Source organism: Acetobacter sp. AAB5, assembly GCF_050106715.1.
In the GTDB taxonomy this organism is placed as follows: Bacteria; Pseudomonadota; Alphaproteobacteria; order Acetobacterales; family Acetobacteraceae; genus Acetobacter; species Acetobacter oryzifermentans.
In genome coordinates this window covers 121,157-142,639 of sequence record NZ_JBNIEW010000004.1, presented here as the reverse complement: position 1 = coordinate 142,639, position 21,483 = coordinate 121,157, and the positions used below count along the sequence as shown (strand labels likewise).

Genomic DNA, 21,483 nt, shown 5'->3' with positions numbered 1-21,483 from the left:
CCCCTCGCCCTTTTTTATTTCTCATGTCTGTTTGTAAAATATAAGGAAGCATATCATGTCCGGAAAAATGAAAGCCGCTGTGGTTCATGAATTTGGCAAACCACTAACCATTGAAGAGCTGGACATCCCCACCATTAAACCCACACAGATTTTGGTTAAGATGATAGCCTGCGGCGTGTGCCATACAGATTTGCATGCCGCCAGCGGAGACTGGCCCAAAAAACCACATCTGCCGTTTATTCCCGGTCATGAAGGCGTGGGAACTGTGGTGCAAGTTGGCAGCGAAGTAGACTGGGTGAAGGAAGGCGATGTTGTAGGCGTGCCTTGGCTCTATTCTGCCTGCGGCCATTGCGAGCACTGTTTGGCAGGATGGGAAACCCTTTGCCCGAAGCAGGAAGAAACGGGCTATTCCGTAAACGGTTGCTTTGCCGAATACGTGGTGGCTGATCCTAACTATATTGCCCATCTGCCCAAAGGCGTGGACCCCGTAAAAATTGCCCCCGTACTGTGCGCTGGCCTGACCGTTTATAAAGGCCTGAAGATGACAGATACGCGAGCAGGGAACTGGGTGGCCATTTCTGGCGTTGGGGGATTAGGCCAAATGGCCGTGCAGTACGCCGTAGCAATGGGGCTAAATGTTGTGGCGGTAGACATTGATGATGAAAAACTGGCAACCGCCAAAAAGCTTGGCGCCATGTACACTGTTAACGCCAGAAAGACAGACCCAGCAACATTTATGCAGGAAAAGGTTGGTGGCGTGCACGGGGGATTGATTACCGCTGTTTCCACCAAAGCGTTTTCTCAGGCTATGGGATATGTGCGGGCAGGGGGCACATTGGTGCTAAATGGCCTGCCACCGGGTGATTTCCCAATTTCTATCTTTGACATGGTCATGAATGCCATTACCATTCGCGGTTCCATAGTAGGCACACGGCTGGACATGATTGAAGCTCTTTCCTTCTTTGCAGAAGGGAAGGTAACATCTGTCACCACAACGGATCGGATTGACAACATCAACGCAATTTTTGATGCGCTCAAGAACGGTCGGGTGGAAGGCCGCGTGGTTCTGGACTTCCGCAACTGAGCAACTCCTAACCTCAGAAACAAAAGAAGGGTTATTCTGATGGCTTATGCAACAATCAATCCCTTCACCGAAGAGCAGGTGAAGACGTTCCCCACCACCACGGATGCGGAAATTGAAACAGCAATTGCCAAGGGTGATGCAGCTTTCCAGAAATGGAAAAACTTCTCCCATGCTGATCGTGCACGCATTCTGCAAAAAGCAGCCGATCTGCTGCGCGAAAATCTGGATGAGTATTCCAAACTGCTGACCCTTGAAATGGGCAAGCGCTTTGCCGAAGCTCAGGCAGAAACGGAATTGTCCGCCGCTATTTTCGAATACTATGCCAAGAATGCTGAAAAGCTGCTGGAACCACAGGATCTGCCCGTAGCAGACCCGCAGGAAGGCCGCGCCAAACTTGTGTACGAACCGCAGGGGATTATCGTTGCGATTGAACCGTGGAACTTCCCGTTCTATCAGGTTGCCCGCATTATCTCCCCTCAGCTTTCTGCTGGTAACACGGTTATCCTAAAGCACGCTTCCAATGTGCCGCAGTGTGCTGCCGCCATGGAAAAACTGATGCTGGATGCCGGGCTGCCAGAAGGTGGCTTTATCAACCTGTATCCGTCCCATTCCCAGCTTGCCACGGTTATTCAGGACCCGCGCGTGCGTGGTGTTGCCCTAACTGGCTCTGAAGGCGCAGGCGCCAAAATTGCTGCTACAGCCGGTGGCGCACTTAAAAAGTGCATCATGGAACTGGGTGGCTCCGATGCGCTGATCGTGCTGAACGATGCAGACATTGAAAAAGCTGCCAAATGGGCTGTTTTTGGCCGCCACTGGAATGGTGGGCAGGTGTGCGTTAACGCCAAGCGCATGATTGTGGAAGACGGCGTTTACGACAAGTTTGTAGAGCTGTACCGCAAAGGCGTAAGCGCCCTGCGTATGGGTGATCCGATGGACCCCAACACCACCATGCCGCCGCTTTCTTCCCGCGGTGCTGTAGAAGATCTGAAAAAGCAGGTTTCTGAAGCCGTAGCACACGGTGCAAAGGCAGAAGAAGTTCCGCTGGAAATGCCCAACAAAGGCTGTTTCTTCCGCCCTGTTATTCTAACAGATCTGGATGAAAGCAACCCGGCACGCCGTTGGGAATTCTTTGGCCCGGTTACCATGCTGTTCCGCGCGAAAGACGCAGATCATGCTGTGGAAATCGCCAACGATTCTCCATACGGTCTGGGTGGTTCCATCTTCTCTCAGAACGAAGAAAAAGCTGCTGAACTCGCACGCAAAATGGACACCGGTATGGTGTACATCAATCACCCAACCATGGTGAAAGCTGATCTGCCGTTTGGTGGCGTGAAACGTTCTGGCTTTGGTCGTGAACTGATTGACCTTGGCCTGAAAGAATTCGTCAACACCAAGCTGATCGACATCGTGGACATTGACGCACCCTTCTAATAGGCGCGGCTTCATCCAACAAAAAAGGCGGAGGGAAAATTCCCTCCGCCTTTTTTAATGCTGTGTAATGCTAAAAATTTAATTACTGCGGCGCAACCTGAGCAAAAGCCCAATCCAGCCAAGGCAATAATGCGCGCACATCTGCGGCTTCTACCGTAGCACCACCCCAGATGCGCAAGCCCACAGGGGCATCACGGTAACTGGCCAAATCAAACCCAATGCCTTCTTCTGCCAGAACGGCCAGCATTTTCTTGACTGTTTTAGTCTGTTCATCGCGCTCAAGGGCCAAAAACCACGGAGCCATAATACGCAAGCAGATTGCTGTGGAGGAACGTTCTTCAGGCTTCTGGGCCAGAAACTCTACCCAATCTGTTTTTTCCACCCACATGGTCACTTCAGCCAGATTGGCTTGGCTGCGTGCTTTCAGCCCTTCCAGGCCACCAGCACCTTCTGCCCATTTCAGGCTATCCAGCGCATCTTCCACGCACAGCATGGAAGGCGTGTTGATGGTATCCCCCCGAAAGATGCCTTCAATCAGACCATTTTTATTGGTCATGCGGAAAACTTTGGGCAGTGGACGCGGAGCCTGAAAACTTTCCAACCGCTGCACAGCTTTGGGGGAAAGGGCGATCATGCCATGTGCGGCTTCACCCCCCAAAGCTTTCTGCCAAGACCATGTAACCACATCCAAGCGGTCCCACGGCAGATCCATTGCAAACGCAGCAGATGTAGCATCACAGATCACCAACCCATCATGCTGTGCCGGAATGGCATCTGCTGAGGGAATGCGCACACCAGAGGTGGTGCCATTCCATGCCAGCACTACATCGTGGTTCCAATCAACCTGCGTCATATCTGGCAGGCTGCCGTATTCGGCTTTTAAAACCCGTGTGTTTTCAAGCTTAAGCTGGGTGACAATATCCTGCGCCCATAGTGCAGAAAAACTTTCAAACGCCAGCACATCTACTGGGCGTTCCCCCAGCATGGACCACAAGGCCATTTCCACAGCGCCAGTATCAGAAGCAGGCACGATGCCTACGCGCCACCCTTCAGGCACCCCCAAAATGGCGCTGGAGCGATCAATAACTTCTTTCAGCCGTGCACGCCCTTCCGCAGAGCGATGCGAACGCCCAACCAACGCATTTGCCAGCGCCGATACATTCCAACCCGGCCGCTTTGCGCAAGGGCCAGAAGAAAAGCATGGATTAAGGGGACGGCTGGCCGGACGAGGAAGAACGGATAAGGAAGCGGCTGTCATAACCTTGGCCAGAATAGGGGGAGAAGAAATCTGGTGCGAGAGAGGGGACTCGAACCCCTAAGCCCTTTCGGGCGGTCGATTTTGAGTCGACTACGTCTACCAATTCCGTCACTCTCGCAGCGTGGCCCTTTTCCTACCAGCAAATTGCCGCTGGGAAAAGAGCATGCGTGCGTTATCGGCACACTCTTTTTGTACCATCAGAGGCAATATAGGTGCCTGTCTGGGTATCAAAGCATGCATTTTGCACGCAAGAATTGCCAGAAGAAAGGGGCTGCGGATAATTTTGCACACCCATTGCCATATTTTCTCGCGCAGCTGTTCCACACAATGGTGTGTTCAGCGGTGCGGAGGGATCATTCGTCAAATGGCTATCATTGGTAGCTGATGGCTCTGTTGTCAGACCCGGAGCAAAGCTTTGTGGTGGAATACGATGCCCCTGCTGAGGCGCACACCCTGCCAGCAGCCCTCCCGCCAGACACAGGCTGGCAACACCAACAGAAAAACGGATGGACATGCGCTTTATTCTTTCCTGACAGCGCGGGCCCCTCCGCCCGCGTGGTTTATATTGGCAGATCATAAACCTGATTGGCAGTACATCTCAACTCGGTGTGTTACAGCTCCAGCACACCTTGCTTGGGGCGGTGTGTGCCATCACCAATAACAGCCGGACGGGCGCCATCACCAAATGTTAGTTCTACACGCTCACCATCACGTAGTTGTTCAGCACTGGTCACTGGCCGCCCTTCTGCGGTAACAAGCGCGTACCCACGGGCCAATACTGCACGGGGGGAAATAGCTTCTAACTGCCCGGCAATACCAGCAAGAGCTGTGCGTCTTTCCCGCACCAATGCTTGCAATGGGGCAGGGGATATCCGTAAGCGACCCAACCGGGCATCCTGCCTTTGGAATGTATGCGCCATGCTGGCCTGCAACATGTTTGCCAATACGGCCAAGCGTGTGCGCCGCCCTGCCAATAAGGTTTCAACCGCAGGCATATGGCGTTCAACCGCAACCAGATTCGCCTTACGCCGCTGCACCAAAGCGGGCAAGGCAACATCCAGCCGCCGCCCTCTGTCATCCAACTGCATACGCGCTGTCTGCAACAGGCTTGGCAGATCCGGCATGGCGGAAGATGCACGATCCAGCCTTAAGCGGGCCGTTTGCAGCAAACGGGAAAGCGCGCCCACTGCCCTTGCATTTCTGTGCTCAATATCCGCCAAAAGTTCCGTACGCACTGGCACAGCCATTTCTGCGGCGGCTGTGGGTGTTGGCGCACGCCTGTCTGATGCAAAATCAATCAGGGTTGTATCTGTTTCGTGCCCTACGGCAGAAATCAGCGGAATAGTGCATGCAGCAGCCGCACGTACCACAGCTTCATCATTAAAAGCCATCAGATCTTCTAATGATCCGCCACCGCGCGCCACAATCAACACATCTGGCCGTGGCACTGCGCCCAGCCCGTCAAGCTGCGAAAATCCATCAATAGCCGCAGCAATGCGGGCGGCTGCCCCTTCTCCCTGTACGGGCACGGGCCAGACAATCACAGGCCGGGGGAAGCGCCTTTGCAGGGTTGTGCAGATATCATGCAGCACAGCACCTTGAGGCGATGTTACCACCCCGATCACACGCGGCAAAAGCGGAATGGCTTTTTTGCGGGCTGTATCAAACAGCCCTTCTTCCGCCAGCCTTAAGCGCAAGCGTTCAATACGGGCCAGCAAAGCGCCTTCGCCCGCATATTCCATCCGCTCTACAACAAGCTGGTAACTGGAACGCTCACCATAAGCAGAAATCTTGCCGGTGGCGATAATCTCCACCCCGTTTTCTGGCGCCAGACCAAGGCGGGAAACCGAACCACGCCACACCACACCGGAAATCTTGCCCCGTTCATCCTTGAGCGAGAAATACACATGCCCAGAAGGGTAGCGTTTAAGTTCCGTAATCTCACCACGCACACGTACGCGGCTAAACGTGCCCTCCAGCGTGCGCCGGATAGCCCCCGAAATTTCTGAAACGGTAAATTCCGGCACATTGTTGCTGGCCGATGGAATGTCAAACTGTTCGGTCATGCGGCTAACCTATGCTACAGACGCTCGCCCTGAAAAGAGCAGAACATCAAGATGCAGGAGAAAACAATGCGGGTACTTCTGGTTGGATCTGGCGGCAGGGAGCATGCGCTGGCCGCAACACTTGCCCGTTCTCCGGAACTTTCAGCCCTGTTTATCGCACCCGGCAACCCCGGCACAGCAGAACTTGGTATAAATGTGCCCATTGGTGCGCAAGATGTTCCTGCACTTGTGCAGTTTGCTCTGGAACAAAAAGTCGATCTGGTTATTCCTGGCCCGGAAGCTCCGTTGGTGGCAGGTCTGGCAGATGCCTGTGCCCGCGCCAAGCTGGCATGCGCTGGCCCCACGCAGGCCGCCGCCCGGCTTGAGGGCAGCAAAAGCTTTACCAAGGAAATCTGCTACGCCGCCAATATTCCCACAGCACAGGCGGAGCGGTTTACGGACGTAAACGCTGCTTTGACATACGTGCGTGAAAAAGGCGCCCCCATTGTTATCAAGGCCGATGGTCTGGCCGCCGGAAAAGGCGTTGTGGTGGCCACCACATTGGCCGAAGCCGAAAGCGCTGTGCAGGACATGATGGCCGGTGGCTCACTTGGGGATGCAGGCCGCTGCGTGGTGATTGAAGATTGCCTGGTTGGTGAGGAAGTCTCGCTTTTTGCGTTCTGTGCGGGAGAAACGGCCACGCTGATTGGCGCTGCCCAAGACCACAAACGCATTGGAGATGGAGATACGGGCCCCAATACCGGTGGAATGGGAGCGGTTTCTCCTCCAAAAGGCTTTGGTCGGGCAGAACAGGAAGCTGCGCTCGATGTGATGGTACGCCCTATGCTGAAGGAAATGGTGCGCCGTGGCACACCTTTCCGGGGTGTTATTTTTGCTGGGCTGATGCTGACAGAAAGTGGCCCTCAATTAATCGAATACAACGTTAGATTTGGTGATCCGGAAGCCGAAGCTCTGCTACCTCGGCTGACTTCTGATCTTCTTCCTGCCCTAAAGGCTCTTGCTGAAGATAAGCTGGATGCAGCCCCTGTCACGTTTTCCGATCAGGCATCTGTTTGTGTTGTGATGGCAGCCCGTGGCTACCCCGGCACGCCAGAAAAGGGTGCCGTGATTTCCGGTATCGAAGATGCCGACAAACTGCCTGATGTGCAGGTGTTCCAAGCTGGCACCAAGCTGAATGCGGCGGGAGAACTTGTTGTAGCCGGAGGGCGCGTGCTGGTTGTTTGCGCGTTGGGCAATACCGTGAAACAGGCGCAAGAACGTGCTTACGAAGGCGTTAAAGCCATTTCGTGGGATGGAGCGATATGGCGCACAGATATCGGTAACCGCGCCCTTTAAGCCGCTTCTAAAATAACAGCCCTTGGTTATGCAGAGTTACTTCTGTTTGGCTAAGGGCCTGCAGCTTGGCAGGATCGGCCCAAAACCAAGGCATCCGATCCATCTTCATAATATTTTTTACGTAACCCCAGCTTTTCAAAACCCTGTTTTTCGTACAGGGCTCTGGCGGATTGATTGTTTACAGATACTTCCAGAAACAGGTTTTGCGCCCCATTCTGCTGCCCAACCTGTATGCACCATGCCAGCAAACGTTGCGCCAAACCGCGCTTTCTATATTCCGGCAGAGTGCAGATGGTTAAAATCTCTGCTTCATACACCACGCTTCGCAACATTATAAAGCCCGCTGGTTGATCTTTCACCAGAACAAGACCTGCCTGCACACCCGGAGATGACAGCAAAGCCGTTATGGCTGCCTCATCCCACTGTGCGCCTGCACCAAAGCACTGGGTATGTATGTTGGCCAGCAAAGGTGCGTAAACAACGCCGGCTTCCTGCGCATGCACGGTCAAACTGGCTTGGCTCTTAATCCATCCGCCGGGAGTTTGGCTTCTGGCGGATCTACGTACAGTGGAACAGGATCTAGCAAAGGCAGCTTGCCCATTTGGCGCTTTAACGCTGCACGTGCAATTTGCTCTGGTGTTGGTGTGTGTAATGAAGAGTAAACGGCATGTGAAAAAGAAAGAGCCTCACAGGCATCACCCGCCACCAACCAGCTTCCTTCTGGCGGATGCCAATTGGCTATCATGACGGCACGAACTTGCTGAGCATCTTCTACAAACACTCGGCCACGACGCGCTGGCGTTATCACCAGCCACCCTTTTAATTCTGGATACCGCTGCAATTCTGCGTCCAGTGCAGGTGTCAGCGCTTCTGCTCTTGTTACGCCCACCAATGGGCAGCCTGCACCCAATGCAAACCCAGCGGCTACAGCACAAGATGCCCGCAGCCCTGTAAAAGATCCCGGCCCCACAACCACGGCCACAAGATCTGGCTGTATGCCGGTTTCAGCGCCCCATCCTGCCTGTTGTAAAACCTTATCGGCAAGAAGATTAATGCCTTCTGCCGCCTGCTTGCCAGCAACAACCTCGGCATGCAGCACCAAAAGCTTATCCCCTTCAACCTGAACACATGCAGCCATTCCGCAAGCCGACTCTCCTGCCGGGCTACCATCCAGAACCAGAATACGCTGCATCATCATGAAACCACGCAGCAGGCTTCTTCAAATGCCAAACGAGGCGCACGTGGTAGCTGGTTTTCAAAATCTCCATATCCCAGACACAGCAGAAAGTTTGCGCGCCAGCCTTGTTCGGCCAGAAAAGCATCTTCCACCAACGCTTGGTCAAACCCAGAAATAGGCAAAGCATCCACCCCAAGGGCACGGGCTGCCATAATCATATAAGCCCCTTGGAGCGTGCCGTTACGAAAAGCAGTTTCTTCTGCCAACCCAACGTCTGATGCAAACCATGAACGCAGGTTTTCCTGCGGGCACAAACGCGGCAACTGTTCAAAAAACAATGGGTCATGCGCGACAATGGCAATAACAGGCGCCCCCATAACCCGATTAACGTTGCCCGCAGACAAAGCCGGGCGCAGTTTCTCACGCCCATCTGAACCGGTAATAAAAACAAACCGGGCAGGGCTACAATTGCCGGATGTTGGGCCAAATTTTGTGAGATCATAAAGCTGGCGCAGCACATCTTCTTCAACTGTGCGGGTTGTCCAGCGGAGGGGCGTACGCGCCTTTCTGAAAAGGAGATCCAGCCCGTTTTCATCCAGCATATGTATCTTGCCCTGTCTTGTATCTATCATTGAAAGGGCAGGCATAAAAAACACCTGCCTGCTTTCTATGCCACGCTTTGAAGCGCGACAAAAGCAGACAGGTGCAGTGCTTAATCTACTTGTTCAACAGAAACCACTTCTGGCACGTAATGGCGTAGCATGTTTTCTACACCATGCTTGAGCGTTGCGCGGGAAGATGGGCACCCCGAACAAGCCCCCTGCATAGTCAGCCGCACAATGCCATTACGATAACCACGGAAAACAATATCTCCGCCATCACCTGCCACGGCTGGGCGTACGCGTGTGTCTAGCAGTTCCTTAATTTGGGTTACAATTTCTTCGTCTTCCGGCGCGGTGGCATCTTCTGTAACCGCCACGCCTTCTGCCACCACAGGATGCCCTGCCACAAAATGATCCATCAGAGTGGACAGAATTTGCGGGCGCAGTTCTTCCCAATCTTCGGAATCTGCTTTTGTTACAGACACAAAGTCGTTCCCCAAAAACACACGGGAAACACCCGGAAGGGCAAACAAAGCTTCAGCCAAAGGAGAACGACCGGCTACGGCATCAGCATCAATAAAATCAATAGTGCCAGCATCGCCCATAACAGCCTGCCCCGGCAGAAATTTGAGCGTAGCAGGATTGGGTGTGCCTTCGGTTTCTATGAACATGACCAGTTGAGCCTGAGTAATGAGGAAAGAGAACTTGTTACCTTTCAGTTGGCATTAGAATGCGTACGAAACAAGTCCTGTATTCAAAGAAAAACGGCTCTTTTGAGGTTATTTTTCTTTGAATAATCAACTTTCCTTAATTTTACATGACAGAATGTTTCCTTTGCCGTTTGGCAAATCTGCCATGCAGTTATGAAGTGGGAAGCCCCGGCATTCCAGCATTAAGGAAGAACTTAGCTACGCAATGATTGCTCTTGCAGCAATTTTCCCCTCAAAGCTGGATCATGCGCGTAAATATAGAGCCCCTTTACCGCTCTTGTCATAAGCACATTGATAGCGTTGAGCATGATTTGCTCTTTAACCTGTTCTGGTTGAGCCAAGCCATCTTTACCCGCAAAAGCTGCACCATCTTCATAACGGGCCGGGTCTAGGCGCAAGCAATCTGCTTGTGCATCATACGTAACGGAAGGGCCCAGAATAAGGCCCACATAGTTCAGATCAAACCCCTGCACTGTATAAACAGATCCAACCTCATTGATGGTGTCTGGCCGTTCTGCCCAAGGCAATTTTTCATCTGGTTTTGAGAGATCCCACCGTAAATGAAAACGCCCTTCATCAATAAAGTGCTCTTTTCCATCCAACCTGTAGGGATAATCATAAGTTGCAACAATGCGTGACAATCCGCACTGGTTGTTTTTCTGTTTGATCAACTCGTACATTTCTTGAGCATCTTCAAAACATCTGAAATCAAAATTCTGCTTTTTTGGGAAAGATGTCACTTTTTTTAAACAGAAATTTTTTATCCACTCCAGAACATCCGCGTTTGCATGCATTCGAAATTGATCTGTCAGATAGAATGCCCTTACAGGAAAACCTTCTAGTATTTTTGAAAGCGTATTTTTATTCCAATAACTTTTAAACTTTAAAACCTGTTTTTCATCAAAAACAAGGATAACAATACGAGCAAGTTTTATAATCTCTTCCAGATGATTGTTTTGGTTAAATCTATTGTATTTATCAGAACGTGTTAAAAGAAGATGAGCTTCATCAATCAGAACAACATCTGCCCTTTTTCCCAATTTATTCATTTTATTTATAAATGTTGTTGGGCGTTCAAAATCCTTTTTCCTGATATATGGAAAATCTTCTGAAATATTCGTATATAGTTTCATCATTTCAGGATGATTCACAATAAGATAATTTTCTTTCCCTGCAAAACAATCGCCCAGATGATCGTTCCTGGACATGCGCTGCAAATCATTAAAAATAGAATTTATAACAAGACTTTTTCCAGTTCCTGCATCACCTTCGATAACAAAAATAGCGTGTTCATCTTTTTGATGATTTTTGCAAAACTCAAGAATATCTTTCTTCAGCAACTCCTGCGCCGGAGATAATTTTTGAAATGAAGAAAGTTTCTTTTTTGCATTATTATTTTCAATATTTTCATTCTGAAAATCAGACATACCGCTTTCCTATATCCCAATAAAAAAAGCCTTTCTTTTTTCAAGAAAGGCTTTTTTCAAAAACATTTTTTAGGTTCTACTTTTACCGCAAGATACCTGTATGACCGATGCAATACCGGCCAGGCTGCGGCCATACGGTAAGACCGTGAGGTTCCGCACCAACCGGGATTTTGATCATAGAACCATCATCGGTGTTGATTCTGTAAACAACATCATCAAACCGACCGGAAAGCCATAGGCTTTTGCCATCTGCGCTTACATTCCCCATATCGGGGCTACCACCACCAGGAATGGGCCAATCAGCCACAATCTTGTTGGTTGCAAAATCAATTACAGAAACACCACCAGCCTTGCTATGCGGCTTACCATGAATTTTATGAGAACCACGGTTGGCAACATACATTTTTGTGCCATCGCGGCTAGGATACAAACCGTGCGTACCCACGCCCGTATGGATAAAGCCTGTTTCCTTAAACGTATCCCCATCAACAAGAAAAACGCCGTCTGCCATCATATCAGCAACGTAAAAGGTTTTTCCGTTTGGGGAGATCAGAATATCTTGCGGCATGCCACCACTTGAAAGCGCCAGATAACCCAGAACTTTCTTATTTACGGTGTCAACTTTTACAAGATGGCCCCCAAATTCACATGTGAAAATGGCATAACGTCCATCAATCGAGAAATCAGCATGGTTCACGCCCTTACATTGCGGAACTTCAACAGATTCCTGCAAAGCCATTGTATGCGGGTCTCTAAAATCTAGCCGCTTACGCGCCTCTGCTACAACAATGGCTGATTTGCCATCTGGCGTAAAATACATGTTGTAAGGATCATCCACCTGCACAGCTGGCCCAGGCTTGGCTGTGCGCGGATCTATTGGCGTCAGGCTACCATTTGTTGTGCCTTCTGCATTATTGGTTACCCATAATGTGCGCAGATCCCACGAAGGCACAACGTGTTGTGGGCTTTTACCAACAGGAAAACGATCTACTACTTTTGAAGTTGCAGGATCAATAACAGAAACATCATTTGAACGCAGATTTGGCACATAAATACGAGCCGGATCTTGTGCCACTTCCGGTGCAATATTATCGGCTCGCGTTTCACTATAAAGGTTATTCGGATCAATAACGGGGGGCATACCCGGAATTGTTTCAATCTTTGTAGCTAAAGTTGCTGCATTTTCCGGAACAGGGGTAGAAACGGGTGCGGTTACAGGCGCAGGAGCTTCTGCTACCGGTGGCTGAGCCGGTGGAGCCACCTGCGTCGTATCCTGCGCAAATGCTGCTGTTCCAGCGCTCATTACCGCAGCTAAGGTCGTTGCCGCTATCAAATAGGCTTTGGAAGCCATTACACTATACCTCATTATCTCTGGCACCATGATTTATCTATTATATCAGGTTGGATTTATCATGGCGCCTTAATAAGGTCTATTCTAATCTTTTTTAAGTAGAGAACCTACGTTCTACTCTATAAAACAACTTCCACTTATTTATTCCGCGCATCGTTAATAGCAGAAACTGCCGCAGTTATCTGCATATTGATACCTATCTGCCCCAAACTGGCCGATGCTTTGCGCGGATCCCCCCCATAAATACCCTGTACGCTGGATGGCGTGCCAGATTTTTGTAATGCATCCAACCTTACCATTGTTGGATCAATCGCCAGCATAAGTGATGTATCACTTATATCTGCGTGCATACCAACATCTTTTGCATATCCATGCTGGCTAAGCCACTGAGCATACTGATGCGGTATAACGCTATAATATTGCTTTACGTAAAGAGCCTCAGCTTGGGTGCCCGACCACTCCTTATTAAGTTGCGTAGCCACTTTATCCAAAGATTTCTGATAACCGCCATGATCGCCAATAAAAACAATCAGACGGAATCCTTGTACCTGAAAACTTTTTGCCGCAGACGCTATCAATTTCTCAAAAACATCTGCAGGTATTGTGATGGTTCCCGGAAACTTCATGTGAGAAGTGCGGGGAGAAATCCCACCTTCTGGAACATATGAAACAACTGGCGCTACAAGGGTTTTTCCGGATTTTTCAGCTATCTTTTGCGCTATTTCCATAACACGTGTGTTATGCTTGCCAACAGCTATGTAGGGCCCGCTCTGTTCTGTTCCACCAACGGGAATAATAATAGTTGTAACCCCGCACGCAATATCAGACTGAATTTCCGTCCATGTCTGTTTTTCAAACAGCACAGAAGAGGGCAGGGCAGAGCACGCTGTTTCTGCCACGGCATTGCGCGTTTCTGCTCCATTTGCAAATAGAGCAGAAAACCCGATAATAGCTAAAGAAAAAAAAGATTTTTTCATTATTTCTTCACTAACAGTGGGGCAAGAAACCGGCCTGTGTAACTTTCCGGGCATGCTGCAATATCTTCTGGTGTACCTTCGGCAACAATTTGTCCACCACCATCACCACCTTCTGGGCCAACATCTATAATCCAGTCTGCCGTTTTTATAACTTCTAGGTTATGCTCGATCACAACAACTGTGTTTCCCTGATCAACAAGAGCATGCAAAACCTCTAGAAGTTTTCTTACATCTTCCGTATGTAACCCTGTTGTTGGTTCATCCAGAATATACAGAGTGCGCCCCGTTGCCCTACGTGCCAGTTCCTTGGAAAGCTTAACACGCTGCGCTTCACCCCCAGAAAGGGTCGTGGCCTGCTGCCCTAATGCGACATATCCTAACCCAACCTTTTGCAAAATGGCCAGCCTATCCCGAATACGAGACTGAGCCGAAAAATAAGGGAGGGCTTCATCCACACTCATGGCCAGCACATCAGCAATGGATTTGCCACGGAACTTGATATCAAGTGTTTCACGGTTATAGCGCTGCCCTTTGCAGGCATCACACGTTACAAACACATCTGGCAGAAAGTGCATTTCAATTTTAATAACACCATCACCTTGGCATGCTTCACAACGCCCGCCTTTTACATTGAAGGAAAAGCGGCCGGGTTTGTAACCCCTTGCTTTACTTTCAGGAAGTTCCGCAAACCAATCTCTTATGGGTGTAAAAAGATCTGTATAGGTTGCCGGGTTGGAACGTGGTGTGCGCCCAATAGGGGATTGGTCAATATCAATAATCTTGTCTAGCAGCTCCATCCCCTTAATGCGCTTATAAGGTTCTGGAGATGTGCCTGCCCCCATCAACTGGCGAGAAAGTGCTTTATAGAGTGTATCAATAACCAGTGTAGATTTCCCGCTACCCGATACGCCAGTTACACAGGTGAACGTGCCAAGCGGAAAACGAGCTGTTACATTTTTCAGATTATGGCCAGTAGCGCCTTCAACTGTTAGAATTTTCTTTTTATTTATTTTCCGACGTTCAGCAGGAACATCAATTTTCTTGCGACCAGAAAGATAGGCACCTGTCAAACTATCGGGAGATTTGGCAACCTGTGCTGGTGTACCTTGGGCAACAATCGTGCCGCCATTCACGCCCGCGCCCGGCCCCATATCTACAAGCCAGTCTGCGCTTCTAATGGCATCTTCATCATGTTCAACAACAATCAGAGTATTTCCAAGGTTTTTCAAACGCTGCAATGTGCCAAGCAGACGTTCATTGTCACGCTGATGGAGGCCAATAGAGGGTTCATCCAGAACGTACAAAACGCCTGTCAGCCCGGAACCAATCTGACTGGCAAGGCGAATACGCTGGCTTTCTCCCCCAGAAAGTGTTGCTGAACTTCTTGAAAGGGTAAGATATTCCAATCCCACATCATCAAGGAACTTCAAACGTTCTAAAATCTCACGCAAGATACGGCGGGCAATTTCGGCCCTTTGTGGCGTAAGGGTTGGCAGAACTGTATCAAACCAATCCAGAGCTTGCCCTATAGGTAACTCACAGGCCTGTGCAATATTCTTATTAGCTACACGCACAGAAAGAGCCTCTGGCCGCAATCGCGCACCTTCACACACATGACATGCTTTTTCAGATTGATATCTGGAAAGCTCTTCTCTTACCCACATGCTTTCTGTAGTGCGCAGGCGTTTTTCTAGGCTTTTAATAACACCTTCAAATGGTTTGGAAACAACATAGCTTTTCCTGCCATCTTTATAGGTGAAATCTACATTTTCAGGAGTGCCATAAAGAATACCGTCTCGCACATTTTCTGGAAGATCCTTCCATGGTGTATCCATATTTACAGAAAAATGCTGTGCCAAACTTTCAAGCGTCTGTTCCAATAATGGAGATTTCGCATCTTTCCATGGTGCTATAGCACCTTTTGCAAGACTAAGGCTTTCATCCGGTACAATAAGATGCGGGTTGAAGTAGGTTTCCACACCAATGCCATCACAAGCCGGACACGCCCCTTGTGGCGCATTGAAAGAAAATAGCCGGGGCTCAATTTCTTCCAGTGTAAACCCACTTACTGGGCAGGAAAAATGTGATGAGAAAACAAGCTTTTCTGTTTCCTTGCTTTCATCTTTTGAAACTTCTTCAGCATATACAATGCCATCAGAAAGGCCCAAGGCTGTTTCCAGGCTGTCTGCAAGGCGCGTTTCAAGCCCTTCCTTTACCACAACACGGTCAACCACAACTTCTACAGTATGGCGTAACTTTCTGTTCAGGCTAGGAACATCATCAACTTCATAAAGCGTTCCATCTACTTTTACGCGTGTAAAACCTTTGCGCTGAAGTTCTGCCAGTTCCTTCCGGTATTCCCCTTTTCTGTCACGAATAACGGGGGAAAGAAGCATCAGGCGTGTTCCCTCCGGCAACGCCATAATACGATCAACCATCTGGGTGACTGTTTGCGCTTCAATTGGCAACCCGGTAGCTGGAGAATATGGAACACCCGCCCGCGCCCAAAGCAAGCGCATGTAATCGTAAATTTCGGTAACCGTACCAACGGTAGAACGCGGGTTTTTAGATGTTGTTTTCTGCTCAATAGAAATGGCCGGGGAAAGACCCTCTATGGAGTCTACATCCGGCTTGCCCATCAACTCCAGAAACTGGCGCGCATAGGCTGAAAGGCTTTCCACATAGCGGCGCTGCCCTTCAGCGTAGATTGTATCAAACGCCAAAGAAGATTTGCCAGACCCAGAAAGCCCAGTCATGACTGTCAACTTATCACGCGGGATATCAATATCCACGTTTTTTAGATTATGAACTCGCGCACCACGCACCCGGATGCTCTGCTGACCGGAAAATTCTGATTTTTTCATGTAAGAAATCTGCCGCCGTTCCTGTTTTGTCCTAGTATGCCGCCTAAGGCCACCTTCATGCAATGCGTGATAAGGCGGCGGCAGCCATTGTCTTTAATCTGATATGGGCAAGCCATGCCCTAATTGCCATTGCGCATCATGCTCTGATTGACCATCTAGAACATATAAACAGATCAAAGTCGGCCAGAAGGATATTTTCCATACTGACCGCAGCATTGGATTAAGGATACAGGAACATATGGAACACCTTATCGGTCAGCCGCAGTCTGATACACAAAACGGCACCATAGCACCTCAGAGCACGGCACCTGTGATTACGGATGGGTCTCAGGCCACATTCATGCAGGATGTGATTGAAGCAAGCCGTTCTGTTCCTGTGTTGGTTGATTTCTGGGCAGATTGGTGTGGCCCGTGCAAGCAGCTTGCTCCTGTGCTGGAAAAAGTGGTGACAGCAGCACGCGGCAAAGTGCGCTTGGTTAAAATTGATATTGAAGCAAACCGTGCTCTAGCTGGGCAGCTTGCGCAGGTTGGTTTGCCGCTACAGTCTATTCCATTGGTTGCTGCCTTCTGGAAAGGGCAGATTCTGGATCTGTTCCAAGGTGCTTTGCCGGAAAGCGAAATCAAGAAGTTTGTCGAAAACATTCTAAAAAGCAGCGGTGGCGGCATTCTGCCTGCAACAGAACAACTGCGTGAAGCTGATGTGGCGCTGGAAACTGAAATGCCAGCTCGTGCGGCAGAACTGTATTCCTCCGTTATTGGGGAAGAGCCAGAAAACCCACGCGCATGGGGTGGGCTTATCCGCGCCATGCTGGCACTGGATGATGAAGATGCCGCCGTTGCCGCTCTGGCAGATGTACCTGCTAAAATAACCGATAGCCCGGAAGTGGCTGGCGCACGTGCCGCACTGGACCTGAAAAAGGAAGGGCGCAAAGCAGCAGAGGAAATGGAAAGCATTCACGCACGCCTTGCCGCCAACCCGGAAGATTTTGAAGCACGCTGCGAACTGGCAACAGCCCTGAATGCTGCCGGAAAGCGCGAAGAAGCCGCGAATGAACTGCTACATATCATCAAGGCAGACCGTAACTGGAAGGAAGGGGCTGCCAAACAGCAGCTTCTGCGTTTTTTTGAAGCATGGGGTAATGAAGAACCCGCAACTGCGGTTTCGCGCCGTCGTCTGTCCTCCATGCTGTTTTCATGAGGATGTAAAACTTTTTGGCTGCAGTATTTTTTCAAGATGAAGATGACATCCCCCGGCGGGTTCCCAAACTAGGGGATGTCACTTTAGCCGATATCCCTCCGGAAATTGGTCTGTTCCCGTTAAGCGGCGTTGTTCTTCTGCCTCGTGGAAGACTGCCGCTTAACGTGTTTGAACCACGCTATATTGCATTGGTGGAAGATGCACTGGCAACGCAGCGCCTGATAGGCATGATCCAGCCGCGTTGGCGGGAAGAAGAAGATGAAGCTAACAGCGCCCCACCACTGTACCCGATAGGGTGCCTTGGCCGGATTGTTTCCTTTACCGAGCGAGCAGATGGTACTTATGCCGTTACGCTTGCAGGCCTTACGCGCTTTAGGCTCCTGCGTGAAACAGGAGAAACACGCGGGTATCGGCAAGCAAGGATAGATGTTTCCACTTTTGCTGGGGATCTGAACGAAATTCCGTCTGCTCCGTTTGACCGTGAAAAGCTTCTAGGCTCCATGCGGCGTTACTTCCAGAAAAAAGGGCTACAGGCACGCTGGTCTCTGCTGGAACAGATGGATGATGATATCTTGCTGGTGACATTGCCCATGATCTGTCCTTTCCCTCCGGCAGAAAAACAGGCATTGCTTGATGCCGAAGATCTAACTGACCGTGTGCGGGTGCTGCAAACACTGCTAGACCTGTCTGGTCCGGAACAGGAAGGCCCGCCTTCCTGAACCTTTTACTGAGGAACAGAGAACTGATGTCTGACACACCTCCGCTTGATTCCCGGCTTCTTTCGGTGCTTGTGTGCCCTGTTACCAAAGGGCCTCTGACTTACAATGCTGAAACAAATGAACTGATCAGCAAAAAGGCTGGTCTTGCCTTTCCTATCCGTGATGGCATCCCCATCATGCTGCCAGACGAAGCACGCCGCCTAGAAAGCTGATCTCACAGCTTTCTCTCTTTCTCCTTTACAATGAACCCGTCCATGCTTCTGGCGAAAAAAACAGGCACCCTGATCGGAAACCTTCTATTGGTCTCTCCACTGCTGGTGGCATGTCACGGGCCTATTGAGGGGGAAAATATTGACGTTCCCCCTGAGCGGCCAGGGCGCTTTTTGCCCGAAGCTGCTCCGGCAGAAGCCAAGGCGGCAGAACAGGAAGAAAACCTGCGAGAAGCCCAAGCTGCCCGTGAGGGCAAGCCAGCAGAGGCTCAGCCCCCCAAACCTGAAGAACGTTACGAAACACTGCCCGATGCAGGTTCTGGCGCTGCTGGATCCATGGAAACAGAAGACGGGCATACTGTTACCCCACAAACCCAAGCTATTTACGGCAAACCGTCTGATAGGTCTTCTGGCCATTAACGCCAAAGGTTTTCCTGCACGCTTTATTTAATGTTCATGCTCTGCTTTGTCTGTATGCCTGCGGCGCAGGATATTGGCACAGACCATACCGATAACACCTGTCATCATGCCAATAGCTGTTGGAATAGCGCCACCTCCGGGCAAAACACCCACCAGAACACTGCTTAATGAGCCAAGGCTAAACTGCATTGTGCCAAGCAAGGCAGAAGCACTGCCCGCCTGATGTGCATGGCGTGAAAATGCCATTACGGTACCGTTTGGCCCAATAAACCCCAATGCGCCGGTAATGCATGTAATCAGCCCGCATGTCAGCCACGGATGCGCAAGGCCTGCCAAACCGGAACAAGCCACTACCACAAAAATGCCGCCCATCACCAAAGCCCAGACAATGGCGGCCTCTAGCAAAGCAGGCATGGCAAACCTATGCACAAGCCTGCCGTTAATCTGGGTTCCCAAAATAAAAGCAGCAGCATTTGCACCAAAAAACACGCCAAAAGCTGTGGGAGAAAAATGAAGAACCTGTTCAAACAGAACGGGCGCGCTTCCCAAATAGGCGAACATCACAAAAGTAGAAAATGTTGTTATAAGCGCATTGGAAAGAAAAACAGGTTCACGCAGGATCGTGCGGTAACGGGTAAAAATTTCAAAGGGCGCCAAGCGCATCCGATGCGCGGGAGACAGCGTATCTGGCAGCATGTATATAATGCCAATCATACCCAGAACGGCGTATAGAGTGCCACTCCAGAATATCCACCGCCAGTTCCCAAATTCCAGCACCAAGCTACCCATGCTGGGGGCCAACACAGGCATCACACCAAACACCAGTGTAAGCTGCGCCATAATATGCGCACCTTTTTTGCCGGTTGCCACATCTCTTACAATGGCACGCGGAATAACTGCGCTGGCAGAACCACCAAATGCACCAATAAAACGCATGATACAGAACAGATGGTAATCCCGCACCACAGCACACATGGCAGATGCAACCGCAAAGACGGCAAGCCCTATAACCAAAGGAGCCTTGCGCCCAAACCTATCTGACAGCGGACCTTGAGAGAATTGACCAAACGCCAGCCCTAGAAACCATGCCCCCAGTGTAAACTGAGCAGAACCAGCGCCACCGCCCAAATCCCGCTCAACATCAGGAAAAGCCGGAAGATACATGTCTGTAGCAAGCGGGCCAATTGCCGTAACAAGCCCCAAAAGCAGGATAAGCTGCAACGGCAGCCCATTTTTAAAAAGGGCAGGATGGGTAGAAGATGTTGTCATGATATCAGGCACCGAGAAAAAACGTTCTGTTCTTTCTCTTGATCTGCACCATTTGTCTATGAATGCAGACACAACGCATCAATGCTAAGGCATAAAAAAAGCTGCCAGAATATCTGGCAGCTTTTTTGCAGAAGCTTATTTGCTTTCGGTTGCTGCCGGCGGAGCCGGAGGTGCACCGTTTCCGCACATTGGCGGCATCTGGGGTTCAGGGCGTTCGGCAATCTGCTTCAGCTGTTTCTTGGTCAGAATATCATGAACCTGCGTTTCAACCTGCAGGCGCTGTGTTGCGCGCTCGGTCTGCATGGTGCTGATCTGCTGTTCAATCTGCTGCAACTTAGCCTGATCAACCGGACCCGGTGTTGTCAGCACTTCACGTTCCTGCTGGTGCAGGCTGTGAATCTGCTCCATGTCCGCTTTCGGGTCTGAAGGCTTGTTTGCGTCAAAAATAGCTTTCAGCTTTTTCTTCTGGGCAGAGGTCAGCTTAACGCCATCCAGCTTCAGAATAGGGCCACCCATGCCATGATGATGCATCGGACCACAGCCCGGGCCACCCGGCGGAGGTGCGCCAACAGCCGGAGCGGCTTCCTGTGCGTGTGCAAAAGAGACTGCTGAGGTCATCATTCCCAGCGTCAGCGCTGTAGCCATCAAAACTTTTTTCATCAGATTCGCCTTATAAAATCTTTACCGTAACAAAGTGCATAAACACCTTGTCTGCTTTCTGACTAATGACAAAGGCTTGTGTCTGAAAAAAGGCATAAATTTAAAAGAAAAATGTTCTGCTTTTGCTTCTGGATAGAAAGATTGCGTGCAAAGTATCGCCAGCTTTGCATAAAGGAAGGGATTGCCCCCATGCTAAAGCCGTAGTTTGCGATTGCAGCCTTCCTGCTGCACATTAGCGATATGACTCGTATTTTTGTTGATTCTGACGCGTGCCCCGTAAAAAACGAGGTCTATCGTGTGGCCAGTCGTTACAATCTGCATGTTTTCATTGTCTCAAACAGAATGATTATGATCCCGGATTCACCTCTGATTGAGCGCATAGTGGTAGATGCAGGGCCAGACGTGGCAGACGATTGGATTGCCGAGCGCGCATCAGACAGAGACATCGTGATTACAGCAGATATTCCGCTGGCGGCGCGATGCGTTGAAAAAGGCGCATATGTTCTTGAGCCTAAAGGGCGCATTCTGGATGAAGATGCCATTGGTATGGCGTTGGCAGTGCGTAACCTGATGACAGATTTGCGTTCAGCCGGTGTCATGACACCAGGTGGAAGCGTATTTGGAAAAACAGAGCGGTCCCGCTTTCTTTCCGCTTTGGATACGCTGGTAACTAAAGCACAAAAGCCCCGCTTACGCCCACTGACATTTCCGAGTGAATAAGCAGCT

The 21,483-nt window shown here is 50.2% G+C and carries 21 protein-coding genes and 1 tRNA gene; 8 read left to right on the top strand and 14 right to left on the bottom strand.

Features of this window, described 5'->3' with window-relative positions; genetic code table 11:
• Positions 1–55 precede the first annotated feature (55 nt).
• Together adhP and ACP7IZ_RS06540 are read left to right on the top strand one after the other, a co-directional pair.
• Positions 56–1,084, top strand: coding sequence for an alcohol dehydrogenase AdhP (adhP, locus tag ACP7IZ_RS06545; protein ID WP_426848355.1), 1,029 nt, complete (start codon positions 56–58; stop codon positions 1,082–1,084).
• Between the two features lie 39 nt (positions 1,085–1,123).
• Positions 1,124–2,515 (top strand): NAD-dependent succinate-semialdehyde dehydrogenase, encoded by a 1,392-nt coding sequence (locus ACP7IZ_RS06540; RefSeq protein ID WP_006116615.1) that lies wholly within the window; start codon positions 1,124–1,126, stop codon positions 2,513–2,515.
• A gap of 82 nt (positions 2,516–2,597) precedes the next feature.
• Here the strand turns inward: ACP7IZ_RS06540 and ACP7IZ_RS06535 are convergent, their stop codons facing one another.
• The 4 genes from ACP7IZ_RS06535 to xseA all read right to left on the bottom strand — a co-directional run bounded on the left by ACP7IZ_RS06535 (position 2,598) and on the right by xseA (position 5,839).
• On the bottom strand, positions 2,598–3,773 hold the full coding sequence (locus ACP7IZ_RS06535) for a phosphoserine transaminase (protein WP_426848353.1): 1,176 nt from the start codon (positions 3,771–3,773) through the stop codon (positions 2,598–2,600).
• A 31-nt stretch (positions 3,774–3,804) separates the two neighbouring features.
• A tRNA-Leu gene (locus ACP7IZ_RS06530) sits at positions 3,805–3,891 on the bottom strand.
• Between the two features lie 54 nt (positions 3,892–3,945).
• Positions 3,946–4,287, bottom strand: coding sequence for a hypothetical protein (locus ACP7IZ_RS06525; RefSeq protein WP_006116613.1), 342 nt, complete (start codon positions 4,285–4,287; stop codon positions 3,946–3,948).
• Between the two features lie 97 nt (positions 4,288–4,384).
• Positions 4,385–5,839 carry an exodeoxyribonuclease VII large subunit gene (gene xseA / locus ACP7IZ_RS06520; protein WP_426848352.1) on the bottom strand — a complete coding sequence of 485 codons (1,455 nt, stop codon included), beginning with the start codon at positions 5,837–5,839 and terminating at the stop codon, positions 4,385–4,387.
• 51 nt (positions 5,840–5,890) lie between these two features.
• Between xseA and purD the strand changes: the two genes are divergently transcribed.
• The gene (purD, locus tag ACP7IZ_RS06515; RefSeq protein ID WP_426848351.1) at positions 5,891–7,174 is read left to right on the top strand and encodes a phosphoribosylamine--glycine ligase; all 1,284 of its coding nucleotides are present in this window, start codon (positions 5,891–5,893) and stop codon (positions 7,172–7,174) included.
• Positions 7,175–7,224: 50 nt separating this feature from the next.
• Here purD and rimI read toward each other — a convergent pair whose 3' ends face one another.
• The 8 genes from rimI to uvrA form a co-directional block, all read right to left on the bottom strand.
• Positions 7,225–7,677 carry a ribosomal protein S18-alanine N-acetyltransferase gene (rimI, locus tag ACP7IZ_RS06510; RefSeq protein WP_426848396.1) on the bottom strand — a complete coding sequence of 151 codons (453 nt, stop codon included), beginning with the start codon at positions 7,675–7,677 and terminating at the stop codon, positions 7,225–7,227.
• A 2-nt stretch (positions 7,678–7,679) separates the two neighbouring features.
• Positions 7,680–8,372 carry a tRNA (adenosine(37)-N6)-threonylcarbamoyltransferase complex dimerization subunit type 1 TsaB gene (gene tsaB, locus ACP7IZ_RS06505; RefSeq protein ID WP_426848350.1) on the bottom strand — a complete coding sequence of 231 codons (693 nt, stop codon included), beginning with the start codon at positions 8,370–8,372 and terminating at the stop codon, positions 7,680–7,682.
• Positions 8,369–8,998, bottom strand: a complete 630-nt coding sequence (locus tag ACP7IZ_RS06500; protein ID WP_426848349.1) for a malonic semialdehyde reductase — start codon at positions 8,996–8,998, stop codon at positions 8,369–8,371. The genes tsaB and ACP7IZ_RS06500 overlap by 4 nt, the downstream gene beginning before the upstream one ends.
• 65 nt (positions 8,999–9,063) lie before the next feature.
• Positions 9,064–9,624 (bottom strand): NifU family protein, encoded by a 561-nt coding sequence (locus ACP7IZ_RS06495; protein ID WP_006116607.1) that lies wholly within the window; start codon positions 9,622–9,624, stop codon positions 9,064–9,066.
• 233 nt (positions 9,625–9,857) lie between these two features.
• Positions 9,858–11,090, bottom strand: a complete 1,233-nt coding sequence (locus tag ACP7IZ_RS06490; RefSeq protein ID WP_426848348.1) for a DUF2075 domain-containing protein — start codon at positions 11,088–11,090, stop codon at positions 9,858–9,860.
• An 82-nt stretch (positions 11,091–11,172) separates the two neighbouring features.
• On the bottom strand, positions 11,173–12,471 hold the full coding sequence (locus tag ACP7IZ_RS06485; protein WP_426848347.1) for a YncE family protein: 1,299 nt from the start codon (positions 12,469–12,471) through the stop codon (positions 11,173–11,175).
• 107 nt (positions 12,472–12,578) lie between these two features.
• Entirely contained in the window at positions 12,579–13,418 is an 840-nt protein-coding gene (locus ACP7IZ_RS06480) for a creatininase family protein (protein WP_426848346.1), read from the bottom strand.
• The gene (gene uvrA, locus ACP7IZ_RS06475; RefSeq protein ID WP_426848344.1) at positions 13,418–16,282 is read right to left on the bottom strand and encodes an excinuclease ABC subunit UvrA; all 2,865 of its coding nucleotides are present in this window, start codon (positions 16,280–16,282) and stop codon (positions 13,418–13,420) included. The genes ACP7IZ_RS06480 and uvrA overlap by 1 nt, the downstream gene beginning before the upstream one ends.
• A gap of 238 nt (positions 16,283–16,520) precedes the next feature.
• Here uvrA and ACP7IZ_RS06470 point away from each other — a divergent pair, with 238 nt between their 5' ends.
• Genes ACP7IZ_RS06470 through ACP7IZ_RS06455 form a run of 4 tightly spaced genes read left to right on the top strand, consistent with a single transcriptional unit; the run spans position 16,521 to position 18,828 of the window.
• Complete coding sequence (locus tag ACP7IZ_RS06470; RefSeq protein ID WP_426848343.1) at positions 16,521–17,480, top strand: tetratricopeptide repeat protein; 960 nt, start codon at positions 16,521–16,523, stop codon at positions 17,478–17,480.
• A 14-nt stretch (positions 17,481–17,494) separates the two neighbouring features.
• Positions 17,495–18,199 (top strand): LON peptidase substrate-binding domain-containing protein, encoded by a 705-nt coding sequence (locus ACP7IZ_RS06465; RefSeq protein ID WP_006116601.1) that lies wholly within the window; start codon positions 17,495–17,497, stop codon positions 18,197–18,199.
• 26 nt (positions 18,200–18,225) lie between these two features.
• Complete coding sequence (locus ACP7IZ_RS06460) at positions 18,226–18,411, top strand: Trm112 family protein (RefSeq protein ID WP_003623252.1); 186 nt, start codon at positions 18,226–18,228, stop codon at positions 18,409–18,411.
• Between the two features lie 30 nt (positions 18,412–18,441).
• On the top strand, positions 18,442–18,828 hold the full coding sequence (locus tag ACP7IZ_RS06455; protein WP_426848342.1) for a hypothetical protein: 387 nt from the start codon (positions 18,442–18,444) through the stop codon (positions 18,826–18,828).
• A 27-nt stretch (positions 18,829–18,855) separates the two neighbouring features.
• Here the strand turns inward: ACP7IZ_RS06455 and ACP7IZ_RS06450 are convergent, their stop codons facing one another.
• Positions 18,856–20,097 (bottom strand): multidrug effflux MFS transporter, encoded by a 1,242-nt coding sequence (locus ACP7IZ_RS06450; RefSeq protein ID WP_426848341.1) that lies wholly within the window; start codon positions 20,095–20,097, stop codon positions 18,856–18,858.
• Positions 20,098–20,232: 135 nt separating this feature from the next.
• Complete coding sequence (locus ACP7IZ_RS06445) at positions 20,233–20,757, bottom strand: Spy/CpxP family protein refolding chaperone (protein WP_426848340.1); 525 nt, start codon at positions 20,755–20,757, stop codon at positions 20,233–20,235.
• 240 nt (positions 20,758–20,997) lie between these two features.
• On the opposite strand from ACP7IZ_RS06445, the gene ACP7IZ_RS06440 reads away from it, so the two are divergent.
• Positions 20,998–21,477, top strand: a complete 480-nt coding sequence (locus ACP7IZ_RS06440; protein ID WP_426848338.1) for a YaiI/YqxD family protein — start codon at positions 20,998–21,000, stop codon at positions 21,475–21,477.
• The last annotated feature ends 6 nt before the right edge of the window (positions 21,478–21,483 follow it).

Bases quoted from the DNA above. Each gene is read 5' to 3' on its own strand.
- purD (WP_426848351.1), top strand. From the start codon at position 5,891: ATGCAGGAGAAAACAATGCGGGTACTTCTGGTTGGATCTGGCGGCAGG.
- ACP7IZ_RS06490 (WP_426848348.1), bottom strand. From the start codon at position 11,090: ATGTCTGATTTTCAGAATGAAAATATTGAAAATAATAATGCAAAAAAG.
- ACP7IZ_RS06495 (WP_006116607.1), bottom strand. From the start codon at position 9,624: ATGTTCATAGAAACCGAAGGCACACCCAATCCTGCTACGCTCAAATTT.
- tsaB (WP_426848350.1), bottom strand. From the start codon at position 8,372: ATGATGATGCAGCGTATTCTGGTTCTGGATGGTAGCCCGGCAGGAGAG.
- ACP7IZ_RS06540 (WP_006116615.1), top strand. From the start codon at position 1,124: ATGGCTTATGCAACAATCAATCCCTTCACCGAAGAGCAGGTGAAGACG.
- ACP7IZ_RS06500 (WP_426848349.1), bottom strand. From the start codon at position 8,998: ATGCCTGCCCTTTCAATGATAGATACAAGACAGGGCAAGATACATATG.
- ACP7IZ_RS06470 (WP_426848343.1), top strand. From the start codon at position 16,521: ATGGAACACCTTATCGGTCAGCCGCAGTCTGATACACAAAACGGCACC.
- ACP7IZ_RS06485 (WP_426848347.1), bottom strand. From the start codon at position 12,471: ATGGTGCCAGAGATAATGAGGTATAGTGTAATGGCTTCCAAAGCCTAT.
- ACP7IZ_RS06535 (WP_426848353.1), bottom strand. From the start codon at position 3,773: ATGACAGCCGCTTCCTTATCCGTTCTTCCTCGTCCGGCCAGCCGTCCC.
- xseA (WP_426848352.1), bottom strand. From the start codon at position 5,839: ATGACCGAACAGTTTGACATTCCATCGGCCAGCAACAATGTGCCGGAA.
- ACP7IZ_RS06525 (WP_006116613.1), bottom strand. From the start codon at position 4,287: ATGTCCATCCGTTTTTCTGTTGGTGTTGCCAGCCTGTGTCTGGCGGGA.
- uvrA (WP_426848344.1), bottom strand. From the start codon at position 16,282: ATGAAAAAATCAGAATTTTCCGGTCAGCAGAGCATCCGGGTGCGTGGT.
- adhP (WP_426848355.1), top strand. From the start codon at position 56: ATGTCCGGAAAAATGAAAGCCGCTGTGGTTCATGAATTTGGCAAACCA.
- ACP7IZ_RS06455 (WP_426848342.1), top strand. From the start codon at position 18,442: ATGAACCCGTCCATGCTTCTGGCGAAAAAAACAGGCACCCTGATCGGA.
- ACP7IZ_RS06450 (WP_426848341.1), bottom strand. From the start codon at position 20,097: ATGACAACATCTTCTACCCATCCTGCCCTTTTTAAAAATGGGCTGCCG.
- ACP7IZ_RS06480 (WP_426848346.1), bottom strand. From the start codon at position 13,418: ATGAAAAAATCTTTTTTTTCTTTAGCTATTATCGGGTTTTCTGCTCTA.
- ACP7IZ_RS06440 (WP_426848338.1), top strand. From the start codon at position 20,998: ATGACTCGTATTTTTGTTGATTCTGACGCGTGCCCCGTAAAAAACGAG.
- ACP7IZ_RS06460 (WP_003623252.1), top strand. From the start codon at position 18,226: ATGTCTGACACACCTCCGCTTGATTCCCGGCTTCTTTCGGTGCTTGTG.
- ACP7IZ_RS06445 (WP_426848340.1), bottom strand. From the start codon at position 20,757: ATGAAAAAAGTTTTGATGGCTACAGCGCTGACGCTGGGAATGATGACC.